Origin of the sequence: Marinobacter sp. M1C (genome assembly GCF_023314135.1) — a bacterium.
Classification (GTDB): Bacteria; Pseudomonadota; Gammaproteobacteria; order Pseudomonadales; family Oleiphilaceae; genus Marinobacter.
The window spans coordinates 24,253-42,620 of sequence record NZ_CP092289.1 but is presented as its reverse complement, the minus strand read 5'-3'; the positions used below and the strand labels follow the sequence as shown (position 1 = coordinate 42,620).

At 54.8% G+C, this 18,368-nt stretch carries 14 protein-coding genes; 8 read left to right on the top strand and 6 right to left on the bottom strand.

Features of this window, described 5'->3' with window-relative positions:
* Window positions 1–5 precede the first annotated feature (5 nt).
* From MIH19_RS00135 to MIH19_RS00110, 6 genes are all read left to right on the top strand, one after another.
* Complete coding sequence (locus MIH19_RS00135; RefSeq protein WP_249006978.1) at window positions 6–1,634, top strand: N-6 DNA methylase; 1,629 nt, start codon at window positions 6–8, stop codon at window positions 1,632–1,634.
* On the top strand, window positions 1,634–3,112 hold the full coding sequence (locus MIH19_RS00130) for a restriction endonuclease subunit S (protein WP_249006977.1): 1,479 nt from the start codon (window positions 1,634–1,636) through the stop codon (window positions 3,110–3,112). The genes MIH19_RS00135 and MIH19_RS00130 overlap by 1 nt, the downstream gene beginning before the upstream one ends.
* 213 nt (window positions 3,113–3,325) lie before the next feature.
* A complete protein-coding gene (locus MIH19_RS00125; protein WP_249006976.1) occupies window positions 3,326–4,465 on the top strand; it encodes an XRE family transcriptional regulator in 1,140 nt (379 codons plus the stop codon).
* Window positions 4,462–4,953, top strand: coding sequence for a DUF4411 family protein (locus tag MIH19_RS00120; RefSeq protein ID WP_249006975.1), 492 nt, complete (start codon window positions 4,462–4,464; stop codon window positions 4,951–4,953). The genes MIH19_RS00125 and MIH19_RS00120 overlap by 4 nt, the downstream gene beginning before the upstream one ends.
* A 386-nt stretch (window positions 4,954–5,339) precedes the next feature.
* Window positions 5,340–6,041, top strand: coding sequence for a DUF433 domain-containing protein (locus MIH19_RS00115; protein ID WP_249006974.1), 702 nt, complete (start codon window positions 5,340–5,342; stop codon window positions 6,039–6,041).
* Window positions 6,038–6,445: a hypothetical protein gene (locus tag MIH19_RS00110; RefSeq protein WP_249006973.1), complete on the top strand. Its 408-nt coding sequence runs from the start codon at window positions 6,038–6,040 to the stop codon at window positions 6,443–6,445. The genes MIH19_RS00115 and MIH19_RS00110 overlap by 4 nt, the downstream gene beginning before the upstream one ends.
* Before the next feature lie 275 nt (window positions 6,446–6,720).
* Here the strand turns inward: MIH19_RS00110 and MIH19_RS00105 are convergent, their stop codons facing one another.
* The 3 genes from MIH19_RS00105 to MIH19_RS00095 are packed head-to-tail and all read right to left on the bottom strand — an operon-like array spanning window position 6,721 to window position 11,646.
* Entirely contained in the window at window positions 6,721–7,839 is a 1,119-nt protein-coding gene (locus tag MIH19_RS00105; protein WP_249009070.1) for an ABC transporter permease, read from the bottom strand.
* 2 nt (window positions 7,840–7,841) lie between these two features.
* A complete protein-coding gene (gene rbbA, locus MIH19_RS00100) occupies window positions 7,842–10,655 on the bottom strand; it encodes a ribosome-associated ATPase/putative transporter RbbA (protein WP_249006972.1) in 2,814 nt (937 codons plus the stop codon).
* Window positions 10,648–11,646 carry an HlyD family efflux transporter periplasmic adaptor subunit gene (locus MIH19_RS00095; RefSeq protein WP_249006971.1) on the bottom strand — a complete coding sequence of 333 codons (999 nt, stop codon included), beginning with the start codon at window positions 11,644–11,646 and terminating at the stop codon, window positions 10,648–10,650. Before MIH19_RS00095 ends, rbbA begins: the two co-directional genes overlap by 8 nt.
* A gap of 426 nt (window positions 11,647–12,072) precedes the next feature.
* On the opposite strand from MIH19_RS00095, the gene MIH19_RS00090 reads away from it, so the two are divergent.
* Both MIH19_RS00090 and MIH19_RS00085 read left to right on the top strand, forming a co-directional pair.
* Window positions 12,073–13,329: an FAD/NAD(P)-binding oxidoreductase gene (locus tag MIH19_RS00090; RefSeq protein ID WP_249006970.1), complete on the top strand. Its 1,257-nt coding sequence runs from the start codon at window positions 12,073–12,075 to the stop codon at window positions 13,327–13,329.
* Window positions 13,330–13,415: 86 nt separating this feature from the next.
* The gene (locus tag MIH19_RS00085; protein WP_249006969.1) at window positions 13,416–13,787 is read left to right on the top strand and encodes a VOC family protein; all 372 of its coding nucleotides are present in this window, start codon (window positions 13,416–13,418) and stop codon (window positions 13,785–13,787) included.
* Window positions 13,788–13,834: 47 nt separating this feature from the next.
* On the opposite strand, the gene MIH19_RS00080 is transcribed toward MIH19_RS00085, so the two are convergent.
* From MIH19_RS00080 to MIH19_RS00070, 3 genes are read right to left on the bottom strand one after another with little or no spacing between them, the layout of a single operon-like run.
* Complete coding sequence (locus MIH19_RS00080; RefSeq protein WP_249006968.1) at window positions 13,835–16,099, bottom strand: ATP-dependent DNA helicase; 2,265 nt, start codon at window positions 16,097–16,099, stop codon at window positions 13,835–13,837.
* Window positions 16,096–17,805: a VRR-NUC domain-containing protein gene (locus MIH19_RS00075; protein WP_249006967.1), complete on the bottom strand. Its 1,710-nt coding sequence runs from the start codon at window positions 17,803–17,805 to the stop codon at window positions 16,096–16,098. The genes MIH19_RS00080 and MIH19_RS00075 overlap by 4 nt, the downstream gene beginning before the upstream one ends.
* 51 nt (window positions 17,806–17,856) lie before the next feature.
* Window positions 17,857–18,339 (bottom strand): DUF4864 domain-containing protein, encoded by a 483-nt coding sequence (locus tag MIH19_RS00070; RefSeq protein WP_249006966.1) that lies wholly within the window; start codon window positions 18,337–18,339, stop codon window positions 17,857–17,859.
* Window positions 18,340–18,368: the final 29 nt, after the last annotated feature.

The following is an 18,368-nucleotide window of genomic DNA, read 5'->3' as shown; positions in this document are numbered from 1 at the left end:
CTCCAATGACCAACAACAGCATCGTCCAGAAACTCTGGAACCTCTGCGACGTTTTAAAAGACGACGGTATTAACTACTCCGATTACGTCACCGAACTGGTGTTATTGCTGTTTCTGAAAATGGTGCACGAGAGTACCGAAGCCGGCACCCTGAAAAAGCACCCGCTGCCAGAACGCTGCCGCTGGAGCGACCTGAACGGTAAGTCTGGCATTAACCTGCTGAACGACTACAAACGCATCCTGCTTAGCCTGTCCACCGGCCGCGACGGCGATGGCACTCTGGTGCATGACGACGCGCTCATCAGCGCCATCTACGCCGATGCCCAAACCCGACTGCGCGAACCCCGGCACCTGGAACAAATGATTAAAACCCTGGACCAGATCGACTGGTTCAGCGCCCAGAAAGACGGCCTGGGTGACCTTTACGAAGGCCTGCTGGAAAAAAACGCCAACGAAACAAAATCCGGCGCCGGCCAGTATTTCACCCCCCGCGCGCTGATTAATTCCATGGTGCGCTGCCTGAAACCCAGGCACGGTGAAATCATCCAAGACCCGGCCGCGGGCACCGCAGGATTTCTGACCACCGCCCACGAATACATCAAAAACCAAACCGACGACCTGTACGATCTGACCGACCAACAAAAAGTCTTCCAGACCACCCGCGCCTACGTGGGCATAGAACTGGTGCCCGGCACCCGCCGCCTGGCACTGATGAACTGCCTGTTGCACGGATTGGAGGGCAGCGAAGAAGGCGTGGTGCACTTGGGCAACGCTCTGGGCCTTACAGGCTCGGGCTTGGCCAAAGCCGATGTGATTCTGGCTAACCCGCCGTTTGGCACCTCAAAAGGCGGCGACGCCAGCATTACCCGTGACGACCTCACTTACAAAACCAGCAATAAACAACTCGTATTCCTTCAACACATATATCGCAATCTCAAGCCCGGTGGCCGTGCAGCGGTTGTATTGCCAGACAACGTGCTGTTTGAAGCCGGCGTAGGTGCCGACGTGCGCCGCGACCTGATGCACAAGTGCAATCTGCACACCATACTGCGCCTGCCCACCGGCATCTTTTACGCCCAGGGCGTGAAAACCAATGTGTTGTTTTTCACCAAAGGCAGCGCCACAGACAAATATCAAGAACAGAACTGCACCCAAAATGTGTGGGTGTACGACCTGCGCACCAACATGCCCAGCTTCGGCAAACGAACGCCTTTTGGCGAGCAGCACCTGAAACCCTTTGAAGCCGTTTATGGCGAAGACCCCAACGGCCAAAGCCCGCGCACAGAAGGCGAATGGAGCTTCCACGCCGACAACATCGAACTGCCAGCGGAAACCAAAGCCACCGAAGAAAACCACGGCGTGAACGAGCGCATGTTGCACAGCCGCTGGCGCTGTTTTTCGCGCCAGTGGATTACCGACAGCAAAGGCGACTCGCTGGACATTTCATGGCTGAAAGACAGCGACAGTGTGTACGCGGCGAATTTGCCGGAGCCGAGCGTGCTGGCGGGAGAGGCGATGAGTGAGTTGGTGCTAGCGCTGGGGGAACTGGATGGATTGATGCGGGAGTTGGGGGCTGGGGATGAGGCAGATGGGGCACGGGTACTTCTTCATGAAGTATTGGGCGAGGTAAAGTAATGGCAATACTAGGGCTACCCAAGGAATGGCTGCAAATACAGCTTGGCAATGTCGTTCCCTATGGCAAAGCCCATAAGTGCATACTCGCAGATGTGAGCGATAACACTTGGGTTCTGGAGCTTGAGGACGTTGAAAAAGAAAGCTCTCGCATAGTCAGCCGGAAAACAGCCAAAGAGCGGCCATTCAAAAGCGCAAAAAATCGGTTTGAGAAAGGTAATATCCTCTATGGCAAACTGCGCCCCTATCTGAATAAAGTCGTCGTTGCCGATAGTGCCGGCGTTTGTACCACGGAAATTATTCCTTTGGATGCTGAGCCATTCGTACTTAATCGGTATCTATTCCATTGGCTCAAAACCCAAGATTTCCTGACTTATGTTAATGAAGTTAGTTATGGCGTAAATATGCCAAGACTGGGCACCAAAGATGGGTTGGCGGCACCATTTATACTGGTTCCCCTCGTCGAACAAAAAATTATCGCCGACAAACTCGACACCCTGCTGGCCCAAGTGGAGAACACCAAAGCCCGCCTCGAACACATCCCAAAAATCCTCAAACGCTTCCGCCAGTCCGTGCTAGCTGCGGCGGTTAGTGGGCGGTTGACGGAGGAATGGCGGGCTACGAACTGTCCAGTTAAAATTGACACCAAAAAAGTTGCAGATAAGTTATTCGAAGAAGGTTTTACATGTGGTAATTTTGGACGCAAATCAGATCGAGCATCACAGATCACAAATGGCGAGCTGGACCTCATCATTAATCACATCGAAGCATGGCCAGTTATCAGAGTGGGTGAGCTTTGTGCCTGTATAGTACCGAATCGAGATAAGCCAAAGTCGTTTAGCGGTGGCTACCATTGGTTATTAACGCAGCATTTTAAAGAAAGTGACGTTCATATTGATTATAATGGTGTTGAACTCGGACTAAGTAGCCAAGAGGTTATTGATTCCAAAGCTAAAATAATACCTGAAGAGCACGTTGTGATGACGTGTGTTGGTCGTCTTGGGCTGTCGGCTATCATAACGGAACCATGTGTTATAAATCAGCAACTTCATGCTTTCGAAGTAAGTTATTATATCCTTCCAGAATATCTTGCTTACTGCATTCGCGCGAACAAAACATTTTACGAAGCACGATCAACCTCGACAACGATTAGTTATCTTAACAAAGCAGCCTGCAACTCCTTGCCAATACCATTGCCAACAGTTACTGAACAAACAGAAATCGTCCGCCACGTAGAACAACTCTTCGCCTACGCCGACACCATCGAAAAACAAGCCAACAACGCCCTGGCGCGGGTCAACAATCTGGCCCAATCTATCCTCGCCAAAGCCTTCCGCGGCGAACTCACCGAGCAATGGCGCAAAGACAACCCCGAGCTAATCAGCGGCGACAACAGTGCAGAGGCGCTGCTGGAAAGAATCAAAGCGGAGCGGGCGGCTATTAAGCCTGTAAAAAAAACCCACAAAAAAGTATCGTCGTGACATAGGGCGGCGCCTGCAGGCCAACGCATGGGCTTAGCGGTAGATGATCATCTTCGTGGCGTCACGAAAATGGTTATTCCGAGCGGGCGACTGTTTTAGAGGTCAAGGGAGTAACGGTCATCTATTTTGATCACGTTGGCATCCCAGTCATGTGGCAGTGTAGAGTTGTGTCTATAGCGTCTATAATTTCGCCAAACACATCAGGGCTGCACAATGTCTACGGCATACATCAATACCGATATGCTGATTTGGGCGCGCAAGCGCTCCGGCGTTGGTGTGCCTGAATTTGCCCGAAAATGCGCTGTTACTGAAGAGCGTTTACAAGAATGGGAGTCTGGCCAGCGCGCCATCACATTCGCCCAAGCCATGCGCTACGCTGACAAAGCTCACGTGCCTTTTGGTTATTTGTTTCTAGCGGAACCACCGCAGGAAGAGCTGCTGATTCCGGACCTGCGAACGCTCGGCGGACAAGGCGTGCAGCGCCCCAGTGCCGAGCTGCTGGATTTGGTCAAGCTGATGCTGCAACGGCAGGAGTGGTACCGGGACTACCTGCAACAACAATTTGCTGAACCTAATCCAATGGTAGGGCGATTCTCTGCCAGTGACAGCGTTGATACCATTGTTCAGGACATGCGCGCTTTACTTGACGTACCAGAACACCCAACACGCGGTAAATGGGACGATTACTATCGCGAACTGGTCGGACGCATTGAATCCATAGGCATTATGGTGATGCGCCAAAGTAATCTACGCCACCATACACGCCCTTTAAACGTGGATGAGTTCAGAGGCTTTGCGATTGTCGACGAATACGCTCCGGTGATATTTATAAATCACGGCGATGCCCTCGGCGCTCGCCTGTTTACGCTGATCCATGAGCTTTGTCATATATGGATCGGCCAATCCGGTATCTCTGACGGTAATCCCAATACCCACCGCCAGGAAGAAATTTTGTGTAACGCGGTTGCCGCTGAATTTTTAGTGCCAAAAATCGAATTTTGTCGCCTTTGGCAACAGGATGTGGGCCGCTGGGAAGACAATCTGCCTGCACTGGAAGCCCACTTTCACGTCAGCACCTGGACACTTGCCAGAAGGGCGCTAACACTTGGGTTTATTTCCGAAGGTGAATACAGCCACTATATAGCCGAGCAAAAAGCGGCTTACCGACGGCGGGAAAGCAGTGGTGGGCCCACTTACTATAAAACTAATAAAGCACAGATCAGCCGGCAATTCTCTCACGCAGTCGTCAGCGAAGCGCTGAGCGGCCAAATGCTGTTACGCGATGCAGGCGAGCTTTTGGGCGGAATGCAGCCTGCAAAAATACATCGCTTTGCTGAGGAGCTGGGCATTTGAGATATTTGCTGGACGCGAATACCTACATACAGGCGAAAAATCAGTACTACGGCATGGATATTTGCCCGGCATACTGGGATTGGCTGGATCAGCAGTTTCAGCAGGGCTTGGTCGCCAGCGTGAATATGATTGGACGAGAACTACGAGATGGCAAAGATGAACTTGCTGATTGGGTTCGTGAGCGACCAGCACATTTTATTAGTAATGACGATGAAGCAACCCAAGCTGCTTTTTCATCAATCGTTCAAGCTGTCATGCAGGGTGATTACAATTCTGGCAATAGGGATATCTTCCTTGCTAAGGGCGACCCGTGGATTATAGCCAAAGCCAGCGTGATTGGCGCCGCAGTGGTCACTCACGAATCTGCAGTCGCGCCGAACGCCCGAAAAGTAAAAGTACCTAATATCTGTCGCCAGTTTGGCGTTCCTTGCGTGAATACTTTTCAATTTCTACGCGAGCTGAACGCCAGGTTTGTGCTGGGCAACTAAGTTGTTTCTTGAGCGTAGGGCTGAATATGCAAAGGCATCCAAGCGGCCGGATCAGACGTGGCACTCAGGCATCTCTTGTATATCGTCCTCTGCACGTTTTACCAGCCATACACTGGCCTCGTTTTGCGTCACGTGGAGCCCTGTGTCCTGATACGCCTCACAAGTGCGCAAGCCATCCTGACGGAAGGCCTCCCGTTTTTATTCACGTTCAACGTATTGGGGAATCGCCTCACGCATCAAACACTGCGGAGATCTATCGTGCGCATTAGCAAGCGCCTTCATGCGAGTTTTAATATCGGCACTGGCTGACGAAATTCTGAGAGCAACGCCACGATATGCTAGAATTTAAAGCGGTATCTAGCCTCGTCGTTACACGCAGGTGACTTGTGGGAAAACATCATATTATTAATGAGTTAGAGTCGAACCTGCTAGGTGTGGGGCTGTACACTCCTGCGGAAGCGGCGGCCTATACAGGTATTCCCGCAGCGCAAATCCGTCGTTGGCTATTCGGCTACACGTCTGATGGTAAACAATATGCGGGTCTTTGGCAGCCGCAACTTGAGGGCAAGGCGGAGCATGCATTGAGCTTTCACGACTTGTTGGAAATTCGCTTTGTGCATGCATTCCGGCGCCATGGCGTCAGTTTACAGGCCATTCGTCGGGCCTCCGCTCACGCTCGAGAACTGTACAACCAGCCTTATCCGTTTACCTGCAAGCGTTTCCAAACCGATGGTCGCAGTATTTTTGTCACCGTGCTGGAGGAAACCGGCGATGAAAGCCTTCTGGATCTGGTAAAAAAACAGTACGCCTTCAAGCAAGTTATTAATGCCTCTCTCTACCGGGGCATTGACTACGACAATGATAAAGCCCAACGCTGGTACCCCCTCAGCCGCAATAATCGTGTGGTATTGGACCCAGCCCGCAATTTCGGCAAACCTGTTCTCACTGGAAGCGGCATGACAGTCGATGCCATTGTCAGCGCTTGGCACGGTGAGGAGCAGGATGTAAGGCGTGTAGCGGCGCTTTACGAAGTGCCCGTAGCTGAAGTGGAGGCAGCCATTCAGTTTGAGCAAAGGATTGCAGTTTGAAGTTTTTGTTGGATAACAACCTGCCTCCGGCGCTAGCGAGAGCTCTTCATGAGCTGTCCGAGCCTGAAGGTCATACAGTTATTCATTTAAGCCAAAAATTCTCTCGCGACACCCCCGATATTGAGTGGATCAATATTTTGAAGGCTGAGGGTGGTTGGGTGGTTGTTTCTCAGGACCAATTCAAAAAAAGCGACCTGGAAAAACAAGCTTTTCGCCGGGCAGGATTAACGGTATTTTGCCTCGCTAAACATTGGAGCAAAGTTCGTTACTGGGAAAAAGCGTATCAGATGGTTCGTTGGTGGCCGGCTATTATGGACCAGTCTGATCGTTTAATCGGTGGAGCTGCTCTTCGCGTGCCTTGGCGCTTTCAGCCGCCCGGGCGATTTGAACAGATTAAGGGTTAATCCGTCTCCGTGCTTGTCCGCATCAAGGTTTTTTCTGCCAAAACGTAAAATACAGCCACACCAGCAGGAAAGCACCATGCCCTACGCTGAAACACTGAATCAGATACGCCAACAGATAAGCACACACGATTGCCCGAACTGTGGCGGGCTTGCTTACTGCGCGATAAAGGCCGGCAGGGCGCCCTCTACTTGCTGGTGCTTAGCCGTAGACCCGCCGGAGAATCTGGACATCAAAACCAACGATTGCCTGTGCAAGCGCTGTATGTGCGGCCCTTTCAAACCGCCAAGTGCCGCCTGAACAGCGCCAGCGCCACACTGAAAAATACCACCCCAATCCCGACCAAAGCCAGCATTTGCGGCCACACCACATCCATTCCCGCGCCCCGATACAGTATGGCTTGCGCCAGGCTTACAAAGTGAGTGGTGGGCGCCACCAGCATAATGTTCTGCACCAGTTCGGGCATGCTTTCCCGCGGAGTTATGCCGCCAGAAAGCATTTGCAGGGGCAGTATGGTGAGTATCAGCAGCAGGCCGAACTGGGGCATGGTGCGAGCCACGGTGCCAATCAAAATGCCGATGGCGGTGGTGGAAAACAGATGAATCAGGGTGCCGAACATAAACAACAGTATTGAACCCTGCACCGGCACATCCAGTATCTGCTGAATCACCAGAGTTACCGAGAGAGCGGCCGCCAGCATCACAACCAGGGCGTTGGCCCACACTTTTGCGACCATGATTTCGAACGGCGTTATGGGCATGACCATCAGGTGTTCCACGGTGCCGTGTTCGCGTTCGCGAATCAGCGCGGCGCCGGTCAGTATTATGCTGATCATAGTGATCATGTTGGTCAGCTCCATCACTCCGCCAAACCAGGTGCCATCCAGATTGGGATTAAAGCTCACCCTGGTTACCAGATTAATGGGCAGGGCACCGCCGGCGCTGCCGGTTCGCATAAATTCCGCCACTTCGGTGGTCAGCAACTGTTCGATGTAGCGCGAACCAATGAACGCCTGGGTCATGCGGGTAGCGTCGATATTCAACTGTACGCTGGTCACCCGGCCCTGGCGGATGTCGCGCTCGAAACCGTCGGGAATCACCAGAACGAACGTGTGGCTGCCTTTGTCCAGAACCTCGTCAATCTGGCCATACTGAATCTGGTCCGGTGGCATAAACCAGGGCGGTTGCAGGGAATCGATCATGTGGCCAGCCAATGCACTCTGGTCTTCATCCACCACCGCAACCGGCGCGTTATGCAGTTCCATCGAACCGGCAGAGCCTGCGGTGTAAACCATCAAGGTAAACGCCATTAATACAAACGCCAGCAGTACTTTGTCGTGCCAGATACTGCGCAGCTCTTTTACACCCAGATTCCAGATATTGCCGAGAGTTTCCATCATCAGCGCCCCTGTTTACGAAGTAACAGCACGGACATCAGGGTAAGCACCGGGATGAACGCCGCCAGCACCAGGAAAGCGTGTTGCATATCAACCAGGGTCAGGCCCTTGGTAAACACGCCGCGACTGATCTGCAGGAACCAGGTGGCCGGCCAGAACTGGCCAATGACTGCAGCGGCGCCGTCTAGAGAAGACACCGGCTCGGTCATGCCAGAGAACTGCACCGTGGGCAGTATGGTGATGATCGCGGTGGCCGCCAGCGCGGCAATCTGGGTAGACGCAAACGCCGAAATCACCTGGCCCAGGCCGGTGGTGGCGGTGACAAACAACAGTGCACCAAAAGTCAGGGTAAGCACGCCGCCTTTGATGGGCACGTCAAACAGAAAGATCGCCAGCACCACCAGGCTGGCGTAGCTGACCATGCTAAAGCCGATATAGGGCAGTTGTTTGCCGAGCAGAAATTCGAGCCGATTCACCGGGGTTACATACAGGTTGGTAATAGAACCCAGTTCTTTTTCCCGCACTATGCCCAGCGCCATTAGAATGGCCGGTATGAAAATCAGCAATATAGGGATTACCGCCGGCACCATGGCGTCCAGGCTGCGGAAGTCCTGGTTATAGCGGTAGCGGGCTTCAACGGTCACCAGGCTAAAAGCCGGCACACTGCCGTAGGTGCGCTGGGCCAGATCTTTCAGATAGCTGAAATGAAGGCCCTGTATATACCCCAGTATAGTCTCACCGCGAAAAGGCATGGCGCCGTCTACCCACACGGCGATTTCGGTAGGCCGGCCGCGTTTCAGGTTTTTACCAAAGCCCGGCGGTATCGCCAGAACCAGGCTGAGTTCGCCAGATTTCATCCGCTGTTCCAGCTCGGCCATGGTGGCCACCGGTGGTTGCTCTAAGAAGTAGCGAGAACCCGATACGGCGGTGATGTAATCGCGGCTTTGCGGAGTCTGGTCTTGGTCCAGCACCGCGAAGGTCAGATCTTCCACGTCTAGGGTAATGCCGTAACCCAGAATCATCATCAGCAAGGCCGATCCAATGAACGCAAACGCCATGCGGATAGGGTCACGCAGCAGCTCGCGGGTTTCGCGGCGGCCATAGGCCATCAGGCGCTGAAAACTGAAACGGCGATAGCGCGGCCGGTCGCTAGCGTCTTCGCCCAGCACATTTCCACTATTGCTGCTTACGGGTTCCTTGTCCACCGCTTCAAGAGTTTGCATGAACGCGGCTTCCAGATTGTCTATCCCGGCTTGCTCTGCCAGTGCGGCCGGGGTGTCGCAGGCCAGTACTTCGCCAGCGTGCATCAGTGAAATTCGGTCGCAGCGCTCACCCTCGTTCATAAAGTGGGTGGAAATAAAAATAGTCACACCGTCTTCACGGGACAAGCGCAGCAGCAACTGCCAAAAGCGGTTGCGGGCGCCGGGGTCTACCCCGGAGGTTGGCTCGTCTAAAATTAGCAGTTCCGGCGAATGCACCACGGCTACTGCCAGCGACAACCGCTGGCGCACGCCCAGGGGCAAGTCACCAGCAAACCGGTCCATAACGTCTTCTAAACTAAATTCTTGGGTCAATTCATCCATTCTGGGCTGAATGCGTTCGGCTGGCAGGTGAAATAGCTTGGCGTGCAGCTCCAGGTTCTGGCGCACGGTCAGCTCGTTGTACAGCGAGAAAGACTGCGACATGTAGCCCACACGCTGGCGGGTTTTCAGGTCTCTGGCATCCAGAGTGGCGCCAAACAGCAACACCTCGCCTTCGGACGGCGTTAGCAGCCCGGTGAGCATTTTCATGGTGGTGGTTTTGCCACAGCCGTTAGAGCCTAAAAAACCAAATATTTCGCCTTTCGGGATGGTGAAGCTAACGTCTTTTACCGCGGTGAAGTCGCCAAAGCGCAGGGTGAGATTGTGGGCTTCAATGGCAGGCACGTCGGCGTTATCGGTTGCCGCGCTCGCCGAAGCCGTAGTCGCAGCATCGCCACCGGTTTCCTGGCGCTCTTTTGGCAGCAGCGCAATAAAGGCGTCGTCCAGATTGTCTGTTTTGGTTTGTTGCTTTAATTCCTGGGGCGAACCGGTGGCTAGTATGGCGCCGTCATCCATGGCCACCAGCCAGTCGTAGCGCTCGGCTTCTTCCATATAGGCGGTGGCCACCAACACGCTCATACCCGCTTGCTGGCTGCGAATGGTATCAATCAAATCCCAAAACCGCTTGCGGGATAACGGGTCTACGCCGGTGGTGGGTTCGTCCAGAATCAACAGGTCCGGGTTGTGGATCAAAGCGCAGCACAGGCCCAGCTTCTGCTTCATGCCGCCAGACAGTTTGCCGGCGGGCCGGTCACGGAATTCCAGCAGGCCGGTGGCGTCTAACAGGCGGTCAATCTGCTCGCCGCGGGCCTTTCCGCGCAAGCCGAACAGGTCGGCAAAAAAGTCGATGTTCTCGTCGACCGTCAGGGTGTGGTAGAGGTTGCCGCCAAGCCCTTGGGGCATATAAGCAATGCACGGGGCTACCTGGCTTCGAAAGTGCGAATCGGCCATATCGCCACCCAGCACCTCAAGCTGGCCTTGCTGCAACTGGCGGGCGCCTGCCACCAAACCCAGCAGGGTAGACTTGCCAACACCGTCCGGGCCAATCAACCCGACCATGCAACCGGCTGGCAGGTCCAGGCTCATATCCCGCAAGGCATGGCGGGTGCCGTATTGGTGGTTTACCGATGTCAGCCGGGCCACAACCGCCTTTTCGCTCGGGTTGGCACTTGTCTGGGCAACGGTTTTGGCAGCTTTCTTGGCGACTAGAGAACTGCCGCTGGGAAGCCTATCCATTAGGAAGCATTACTTGCAGCTGTTCTGGCCAAGGCAAGCTTTCATTCAGACGAACATAGGCAACACCCGGCACGCCGGTTTTCACCCGATCGCGATAGGCGTCTAGCAGTTCGGGGTTGATTCGAATGCGCACCCGGAACATCAATTTCTCGCGCTCGGTGCGGGTTTCCACCGCCTTGGGCGTGAACTGGGCCTCTGCGGCCACAAAGCTTACCTCAGCCGGCACGACAAAATCGGGCAGGGCATCCAGAACAATGCGGGCTTCGGAGCCCACCCGCACTTTGCCAGCCTGGGTGGTGGGCAGAAAAATGGTGAGGTACACGTCGGTTACGTCCAGCACCGTGGCCACTTTTCCGCCAGCCGGCAGCACTTCACCCGGTTCAGCCAGCCGATACAGCACGCGGCCACCTACCGGGCTATTCAGGTGGCTGTCATCAATGGTGGTTTCAATTTTGTGGATGTTGGCCTTAGCAGCGTTGATGCCAGCTTGAGCTGACAATACCTGAGCCTTTGACGCCTGCAATGCGGCGTCTGCAGTCTCTGCGGTGGTGCGGGCGCGGTCCAACTGTTCGCGGGACACATGGCCCTTGGCAACCAGAGATTCAAACCGCCCGAGCTCGGCCCGGGCCAGGCGCCGTTCACTTTCCCGCTGGGCCACAATGGCATCGGCCAGGCGCTCGGCCTGAACCGCCTGGCTTAAGTTGGCTTGAGCGGCGGCTAGGGTGGCTTGAATTTCAGCCGTGTCCATTTCGGCCACCGGGCTGCCGGCATCAATCAGATCGCCCTCGGCCGCAAAAAAGGTCAGCAGGCGACCAGGAATGCGGGTGGCAATATCAACCTGGGTAGCTTCTATGCGGCCATTGCCCGAAGCGATATGCTCAGCAAGAGCGTTTTTCTCTGGTACGACGTACCAGGCGACAAGGGCGAGCACGGCAATAACCGCCAGAGTTATTATCAGTCTCGAGCGGACTTTAGAGCTTGAGCCAGGCATAGATCGTCCCCGGTAAAAAATTGAATTAGTTCAACTATAACGAAGCTAACATCAGTATAGCGGGGCTTTTAGTGACGTGAGTGACACGCGTCAAAAGCGAGGGACATGCCTGGGCTAACCGCTTCAGTCACTATTGATCTCGTTCAATACTATGGCTATATACTTATTCTAAAATGAAGATTTGGCGCGATCCATACTATAGTGAAAGACGGATACGATACGGTTGATGAACCCCGTAAAAAAAACCTGAAGCGTCCGGCCTCCACTTTACTCGATAAGAACCGCCGTACCTCTTAAGACTGTTCGTAGAATGAACAGTCTTTTAGTATTCTTAATAGGTATAACGATAGAACCTATTGTTTGGTAAGATTTGACATATCACAAGGAAGATCTGTCCATCCAAATAATGATAAGAGGTTCCGAGGCATGCAAACCAACACCGCAGAGCAGGGCAATCAGCACACCGTGGTTATTGTTGGGGGCGGGGCCGCGGGCATTTCCGTTGCTGCCAGCTTGCACAAACGAGACGGCACTCTGGATATCGCCATTATTGAACCCGCGCAAAGTCACCATTATCAGCCCGGTTGGACCATGGTCGGTGGCGGTATTTTCAAACCGGAAACTACCTCAAAACCGATGGCCAGCGTTATGCCGGGGTTTGCCTCATGGTACAAGCAAACAGTGCGCTCTGTAGACGAGCTGAACAATCAGGTCACGCTGGCCGACGGCTCTGTAATCGGGTACCAGGCCTTGGTGCTGGCGCCCGGATTAGAGCTGAACTGGGCCGGTATTGACGGGCTGAAAGAAGCGCTCGGCGCAAACGGTGTTACCTCCAACTACCAGGAGGGCATGGCAAGCTACACCTGGGAAATGGTCCAGACTCTTAAAACCGGGCGCGCTTTGTTCAGCCAGCCCCCCATGCCCATCAAATGTGCCGGTGCGCCGCAGAAGGCCATGTATTTGTCAGCAGATTACTGGCTGCGCAACGGGGCTCTGAACAACATCGACATTCAATTCCATAACGCCGGTGCGGTTCTGTTTGGCGTTCCCGATTATGTGCCAGCGCTGCAAAGTTACATTGAAAAGTACGGTATTGAGCTTAACTACCAAAACAATCTAGTGTCGGTGAACGGCCCTGCACACAAAGCAACGTTCCGCCGCACAAACGCTGACGGTACAACCGAAGACCGCGAAATCGGCTTTGACATGCTGCACGCCGTGCCGCCCCAACGCGCTCCTGAGTTTATCCGCCAATCCCCATTGGCCAACGCCGGCGGTTGGCTGGACCTGGAAGACGACACGCTTTGCCACAAACGCCACAGCAACATCTTTGGCCTGGGAGACGTGAGTGGAACGGCAAACGCGAAAACCGCGGCCGCTGTGCGCAAACAGGCCCCGGTGGTTGCCGAAAACCTGATCTCCAGCCTGCGCAAGCGGCCCATGACAGCGGCCTATCTCGGGTATGGATCCTGCCCGTTAACCGTGGAGAACGGCCGTATTGTGCTGGCTGAGTTTGGCTACGGCGGGGTACTGCAACCCAGCTTTCCGACCTGGATAAACGACGGCACCAAAGCCACAAGAGCCGCCTGGTTTCTAAAAGCCAAGCAGCTGCCGGGCCTGTATTGGCATGTTATGCTCAAAGGCCACGAATGGATGGCCAAGCCGGCGCGCCGCTCGGTCTGACAGATCAAAAAAGACCGCTCGTTCGTAATGCTTGTTTCAGACACACCGACAACATACCTGGCTAAGCCAGAACAGGAGAATAAAGCATGATTGGATACGTAACGATAGGTGTCAGCGATATGGAAAAAGCCAAGAAATTCTACACGGATCTTCTGGGTAACATGGGTGCAAAGGTCCTGCTGGATTTGGGCCGCATTGCCTTTATCGGTAAAGACATGAAATCCCCCATGATGGCCGTTTGTACGCCGTTTGACGGTTCGCCGAACCACCCCGGTAACGGCAATATGCTAGCGTTTCAGCCAGGCTCAAAAGAAGCAGTTGATACCTATTATCAGAAAGCCATCGAATTGGGTGCAAACTGCGACGGTGAGCCAGGGCAGCGTATTCCAAACCAGTTCTACGGCGCCTACGCGAAAGACCCGGACGGCAACAAAGTGGCCTTTTACCACTTCGGCTAATCCCGTTTAAGTACTGCCTAACTGTTTAGCAATCTCAGAGGCCGCCGCTATTTGGCGACCTCTGTGTTAAACCACCAACCCGGCAATAATTGGCGAATCTGCGGTTGCAAAAATCGGTCGTCAATCAGCCAGATCACCCCTTCGTCTTCTGGCGTTCGAATCACACGTCCCGCGGCTTGCGCCACTTTCTGCAGGCCGGGAATCAGATAGGTGTAGTCGTAACCTGCGCCAAAGCGCTGTTGTAGGCGCTGTTTCAAAATGTCGTGCCAGGCATCAAAGGGCGGCAGACCCAGGGTGGCCACAAAGGCGCCAATCAGCTGGTCCCCCGGTAAATCGATACCTTCACTGAACACGCCCCCCAGAACCGCAAAAGCCACACTGCCGGATTCAGCGCGGAACCCTGCCAGAAAATCTTTGCGTTGCTGTGGGCTCATGCCTGGCTGCTGTGAACGTTGGGGCACATCTGCGGCGATGCTGCTCAGCGCCACATTGACCTCGTTCAGATATTTAAAACTGCTGAAAAACGCCAGATAGTGGCCTGGGCGCTGGCGATATTGCTGCGCGATCAGCTCGGCAATAGGCGTTACCGACGACTCGCGGTGGGCCTGGCGGGTGCTGATTCTGGGCGTAAAGTTCACCTGTAGCTGTTCAGCGCCGAACGGGCTGGCCAGGGAGGTAAAACAGCTGTCTTCCGGCAACCCCAGCAAATCCCGGTAATACACGCCGGGACTCAAGGTCGCGGAAAACAGCAATACCGATGACGCCGTTTGAAACCGGTCACGCAGGAAATCCGCCGGCACCAGATTCTGAATGGTCAGGCTGGCGCGGCCGCGGCCTTCGCGGCGAAATTCACACAGGGAATGGTCGGCGAACGAATCCGCCAGCTTCATAAAAGCAACCGACTCGAACAGGACTTCCTGCAACGCGAGGTCCGGCGCGTTATCCGCCAGGTAATCCGTAAGCCCGGATACCAGGCCCTGCAGGCTACCGGTCAGCGACGCGGGCAAAGTACTCAGAAACACCGGCGCCGTGCCGGCTTCGGCTTGGTCACGAATCACCCCCTGCCATGCCCGGGCAGTGCGGTCCAGATGGGGTTTCAAGACCTTCGGCGCGGTTTTACGCAGCTTCAAAAGCCGCTGCTGATCCAGCTGCACCGAATACATACCGCGGCCGCGATCCACCAGATTGTGGGCTTCGTCCACCAACACCGCGGTTTTCCACTGGTTCTGCCGGGTCAGGCCGTGCATCAGGGCAGACTGATCAAACATCCGGTTTACATCGCCAATCACCAGATCACACCAACGCGCCATTTCCTGGGCCAGAAAGTAGGGGCAAATATTATGGCCGGCGGCGATCTTTGCAAGCGCCTTCTGGGTCAATGTGGAATCGGCCTGAGCGGCTTCGACACGGGCGTCTGGCAGGCGGTCAAAAAAACCTTTGGCCAAGGGGCAGGAATCGCCATGGCAGGCTTTGTCTGGGTACTCGCAAGCATCGGCTTTAGACACCAGTTCCAAGGTTCTTAACGGCCAGATTTGCGGTGCTTCCTGCGCCGACCGCAAGCGGTCGACTGCGTCTACCGCCAGCTGGCGGGCGGTGTTGCGGCAGGTGAGGTAACACAGCACGTCCTGATTCGCCGCCGGCATGGCCATGAGTGCAGGGAACAAAGTGCCCAGAGTTTTGCCCAGGCCGGTTGGCGCTTCCAGCAGCAAGGTGCCGCCCTTCACAGTATTTTTGTAAACGGTTTCCGCAAGCTGGCGTTGGCGCGGGCGAAACTGCGCAAACGGAAAGCGCAGTCCAGACAGGCGAATATTCCGCTGCTCCCGGTGATGAGCTTCGCTTTCTGCCCACAGCCGGTAGCGATCACACAGCACTTCCAGCTCTTGCCAGAGCTCGTCGGCGCGGGCGGTTTCGCTGATCGACGTTTCCCGGTTGTTGCCAATATCGAAGTACACCAGCGCCAACTTTACGGTTTTACGCTTTTCCTGACGGCACAGTAAAGCACCGTAAGCCCGCAGCTGAGCCCGGTGTAGCGCGCGCTGATGGGAGCGAATGCGCGACACGTCGCCACGGTGGGTTTTGATTTCTTCCAGCAGTCCGGAGTGCGGGTTATACACATCGGCACGGCCAGACAGCGCTAGACCCAGGCATCCGCCGCTGACCGGGTACTCACTTTTGTAGCCGTAGCCACGCTTGGCCTGAATCGCCTGATGGCCAGCAATGCCCTCTTCGGCGCTGGGCGCCGGGGTGTAGCGAAAATCCAGATCACCTTCACGGGCAGCGAACTCGCACAACGTGCGAACTGCCACTTTCATAACGCCGCCTCACCGGTTTCCCAGCGCAGATAACACACGCTGGCGGCGATGCCCTTGCTCCCAAAAAACTGGAGCCATCGGATCTGGTGATCCTGCAGGCGATCGCCAGGGCCCTTCACTTCAATCATTTCGTATCGCGGCCTGGTGTGCGGGTTTCCCGGGTAAAAGCGGACAAGATCGGGGAAACCACTGCGATGTTCGCGAATATTCAGCAAAATACGCTCAAACAGAATGTGTAAATCCAACGCTGGAATACAGTCCAGCGCCAGCGTTAGCAGCTCGTCGTTCAGGGCAGGCCAGGTCACAAAGGGGTTGGTAATGCCCTGCTTGGCGGAGTAAGTCTCCAGCATTTTCTGGCGATAGCCTCCATCGTGAAGCGCCGCAAAGCACTGATCAAACGCGGCCTGGCGACGGCTGACAAAAGTTTCCCGCAGCAGGTCCGCCGGGCCACTGTGAAACGGATGAAAAAACGCGCCGGGTATCGGCTTGAAAATAGTGTTCCAGCACAGCAGACCAAAAAGACTGTTAATCAGGGTATTTTCCATATAAAACACCGGTGCTTCGGGGCTCGACAGGTGGTCACGAACAACCCGCTCAACTGAGCGACCCGTTTGCGGCAGCCTCAACGTGAACTCGTGAAGCGGGGGCGGCTGTGGTGCCAACGGAGCGGCCTGTTTCACTTTGGCCGCCAATCGCTTCAGAATCCGCGCCAGGCCCTGGGCCTCGGCGTCGCTTAGCTCTGCCTGCTGCCAGTTGGCGGCAATAGCCCAGGCTTCGTCAAAACGTTTCATTCGCTCCAACAATCGCAGTTGTTTCAATCGGGCTTCCCGATGACCGCTAGCAGCCAGTGCTTCCAAAGCCAATTTTCGCTCGCCCTGACGTTCCGCCTGCCGGCCCAACTCCAACAAGAGACGATCGCGGCGACTGGTCAGCCACGGATTGTCGGAAGGTTGCGGCACTTGGGGCCACACCTCAGCAGCCGGCATCCCAGCGTCCAGACATTCCCTGCAGTGGTGCATGGCCAGATAAGTGTCCACTTGGCTGCGCTCTGAGAAAGCTCTCGCTTCAGAGGTGAATTGCACTTGCTCATAGCGGTGGTGGCCCAGCTCCACCAGCACAAAATCCGACCAGCTTTGGCGCAGGTTGCCGAAGAACATCAAACGAACGCGGTCGAACAGTGCCATTGTTTGCACTCGCACTACCGGCGCGCCAGAATCACCCAACCAGCCCACAACGGTCAGCGCATCGGAAAAAACGCCCTGCAACACCTCGCGCATCTGTACTTTGGCCAGGTTTTTGGCGAAACCGGCCTGCGCCAGAACCGGCGCAAATGCCGGGCGAAGTTCGGCCAACGTGAACAGGCGAAACAGGTCGTCCAGCATCAGCCTAGGAGCAGTATCCAGCCAGTCCGCCGCAATCAGCTCATTCAATGCATCGGATTCAGGGCTGCCCAGCTCCGGGTAATTCAGTTTATCAACTCTGAACAGATCACCGCTGCGCATCACCATCCGGGTCAACAAAGCGCGGGCAGGACGGCCCAAATCAAAGAACTTGCTTAGCCTGGTATTCTCCGGCGCCAACAGCAGGTCGGAGTGATGGCGAGCCACCCACCCAACCACCGTTTCCATGTTTTCCAGGTAGTACAGGGGGTTGTCAAGATTCGCCGCGGCGGGCCTGTCATTCAGGTGATGATTCTTTATGGACATACGATCAGACTTTACAATATTTCAAACACCTGTAGTTCAACCGCCCAAGGTTTAAATGCCTAAATCAGCCGGTTGCAGGCGCACACCAGCAATTTTCCACACACCTTCTATCTGAACCATTCGATAGTAGGCGTCCCAGGATTTGCCCTCGGGGCCTTTGAGCTTTACGACCTGAATGTGAAAAATACCGTGAGGCACATTTTCGGTGAACTCAATCTGAGTGGCATTGTGTACGGCAGGATAGGCCTCGCGCACCATATCCACAAACACCTGTGACGATCCAAAGCGGCGCTTGATACCCTCGGATGCATAGGCCCAGGCTTGCTCATCGTCGTTGTTAGCAAACGCTTCGATCTGGCGCAGGATAGAGTCCTGAATCTTGAGCGTATCTTGAATTTCGAGAGTGTCTTGAATTTCGACTTCTTCGTCATTATCGCTGGCAAAAGACTGGGATGCCCAGACAAATGCAAACCCCACACTTATTATCAGAAACAGAACAACGCTCTTTATAGTGTTGGTAAGTTGCTGCTCCATGTTGAAACCCCTTTATTGACCATATTTTA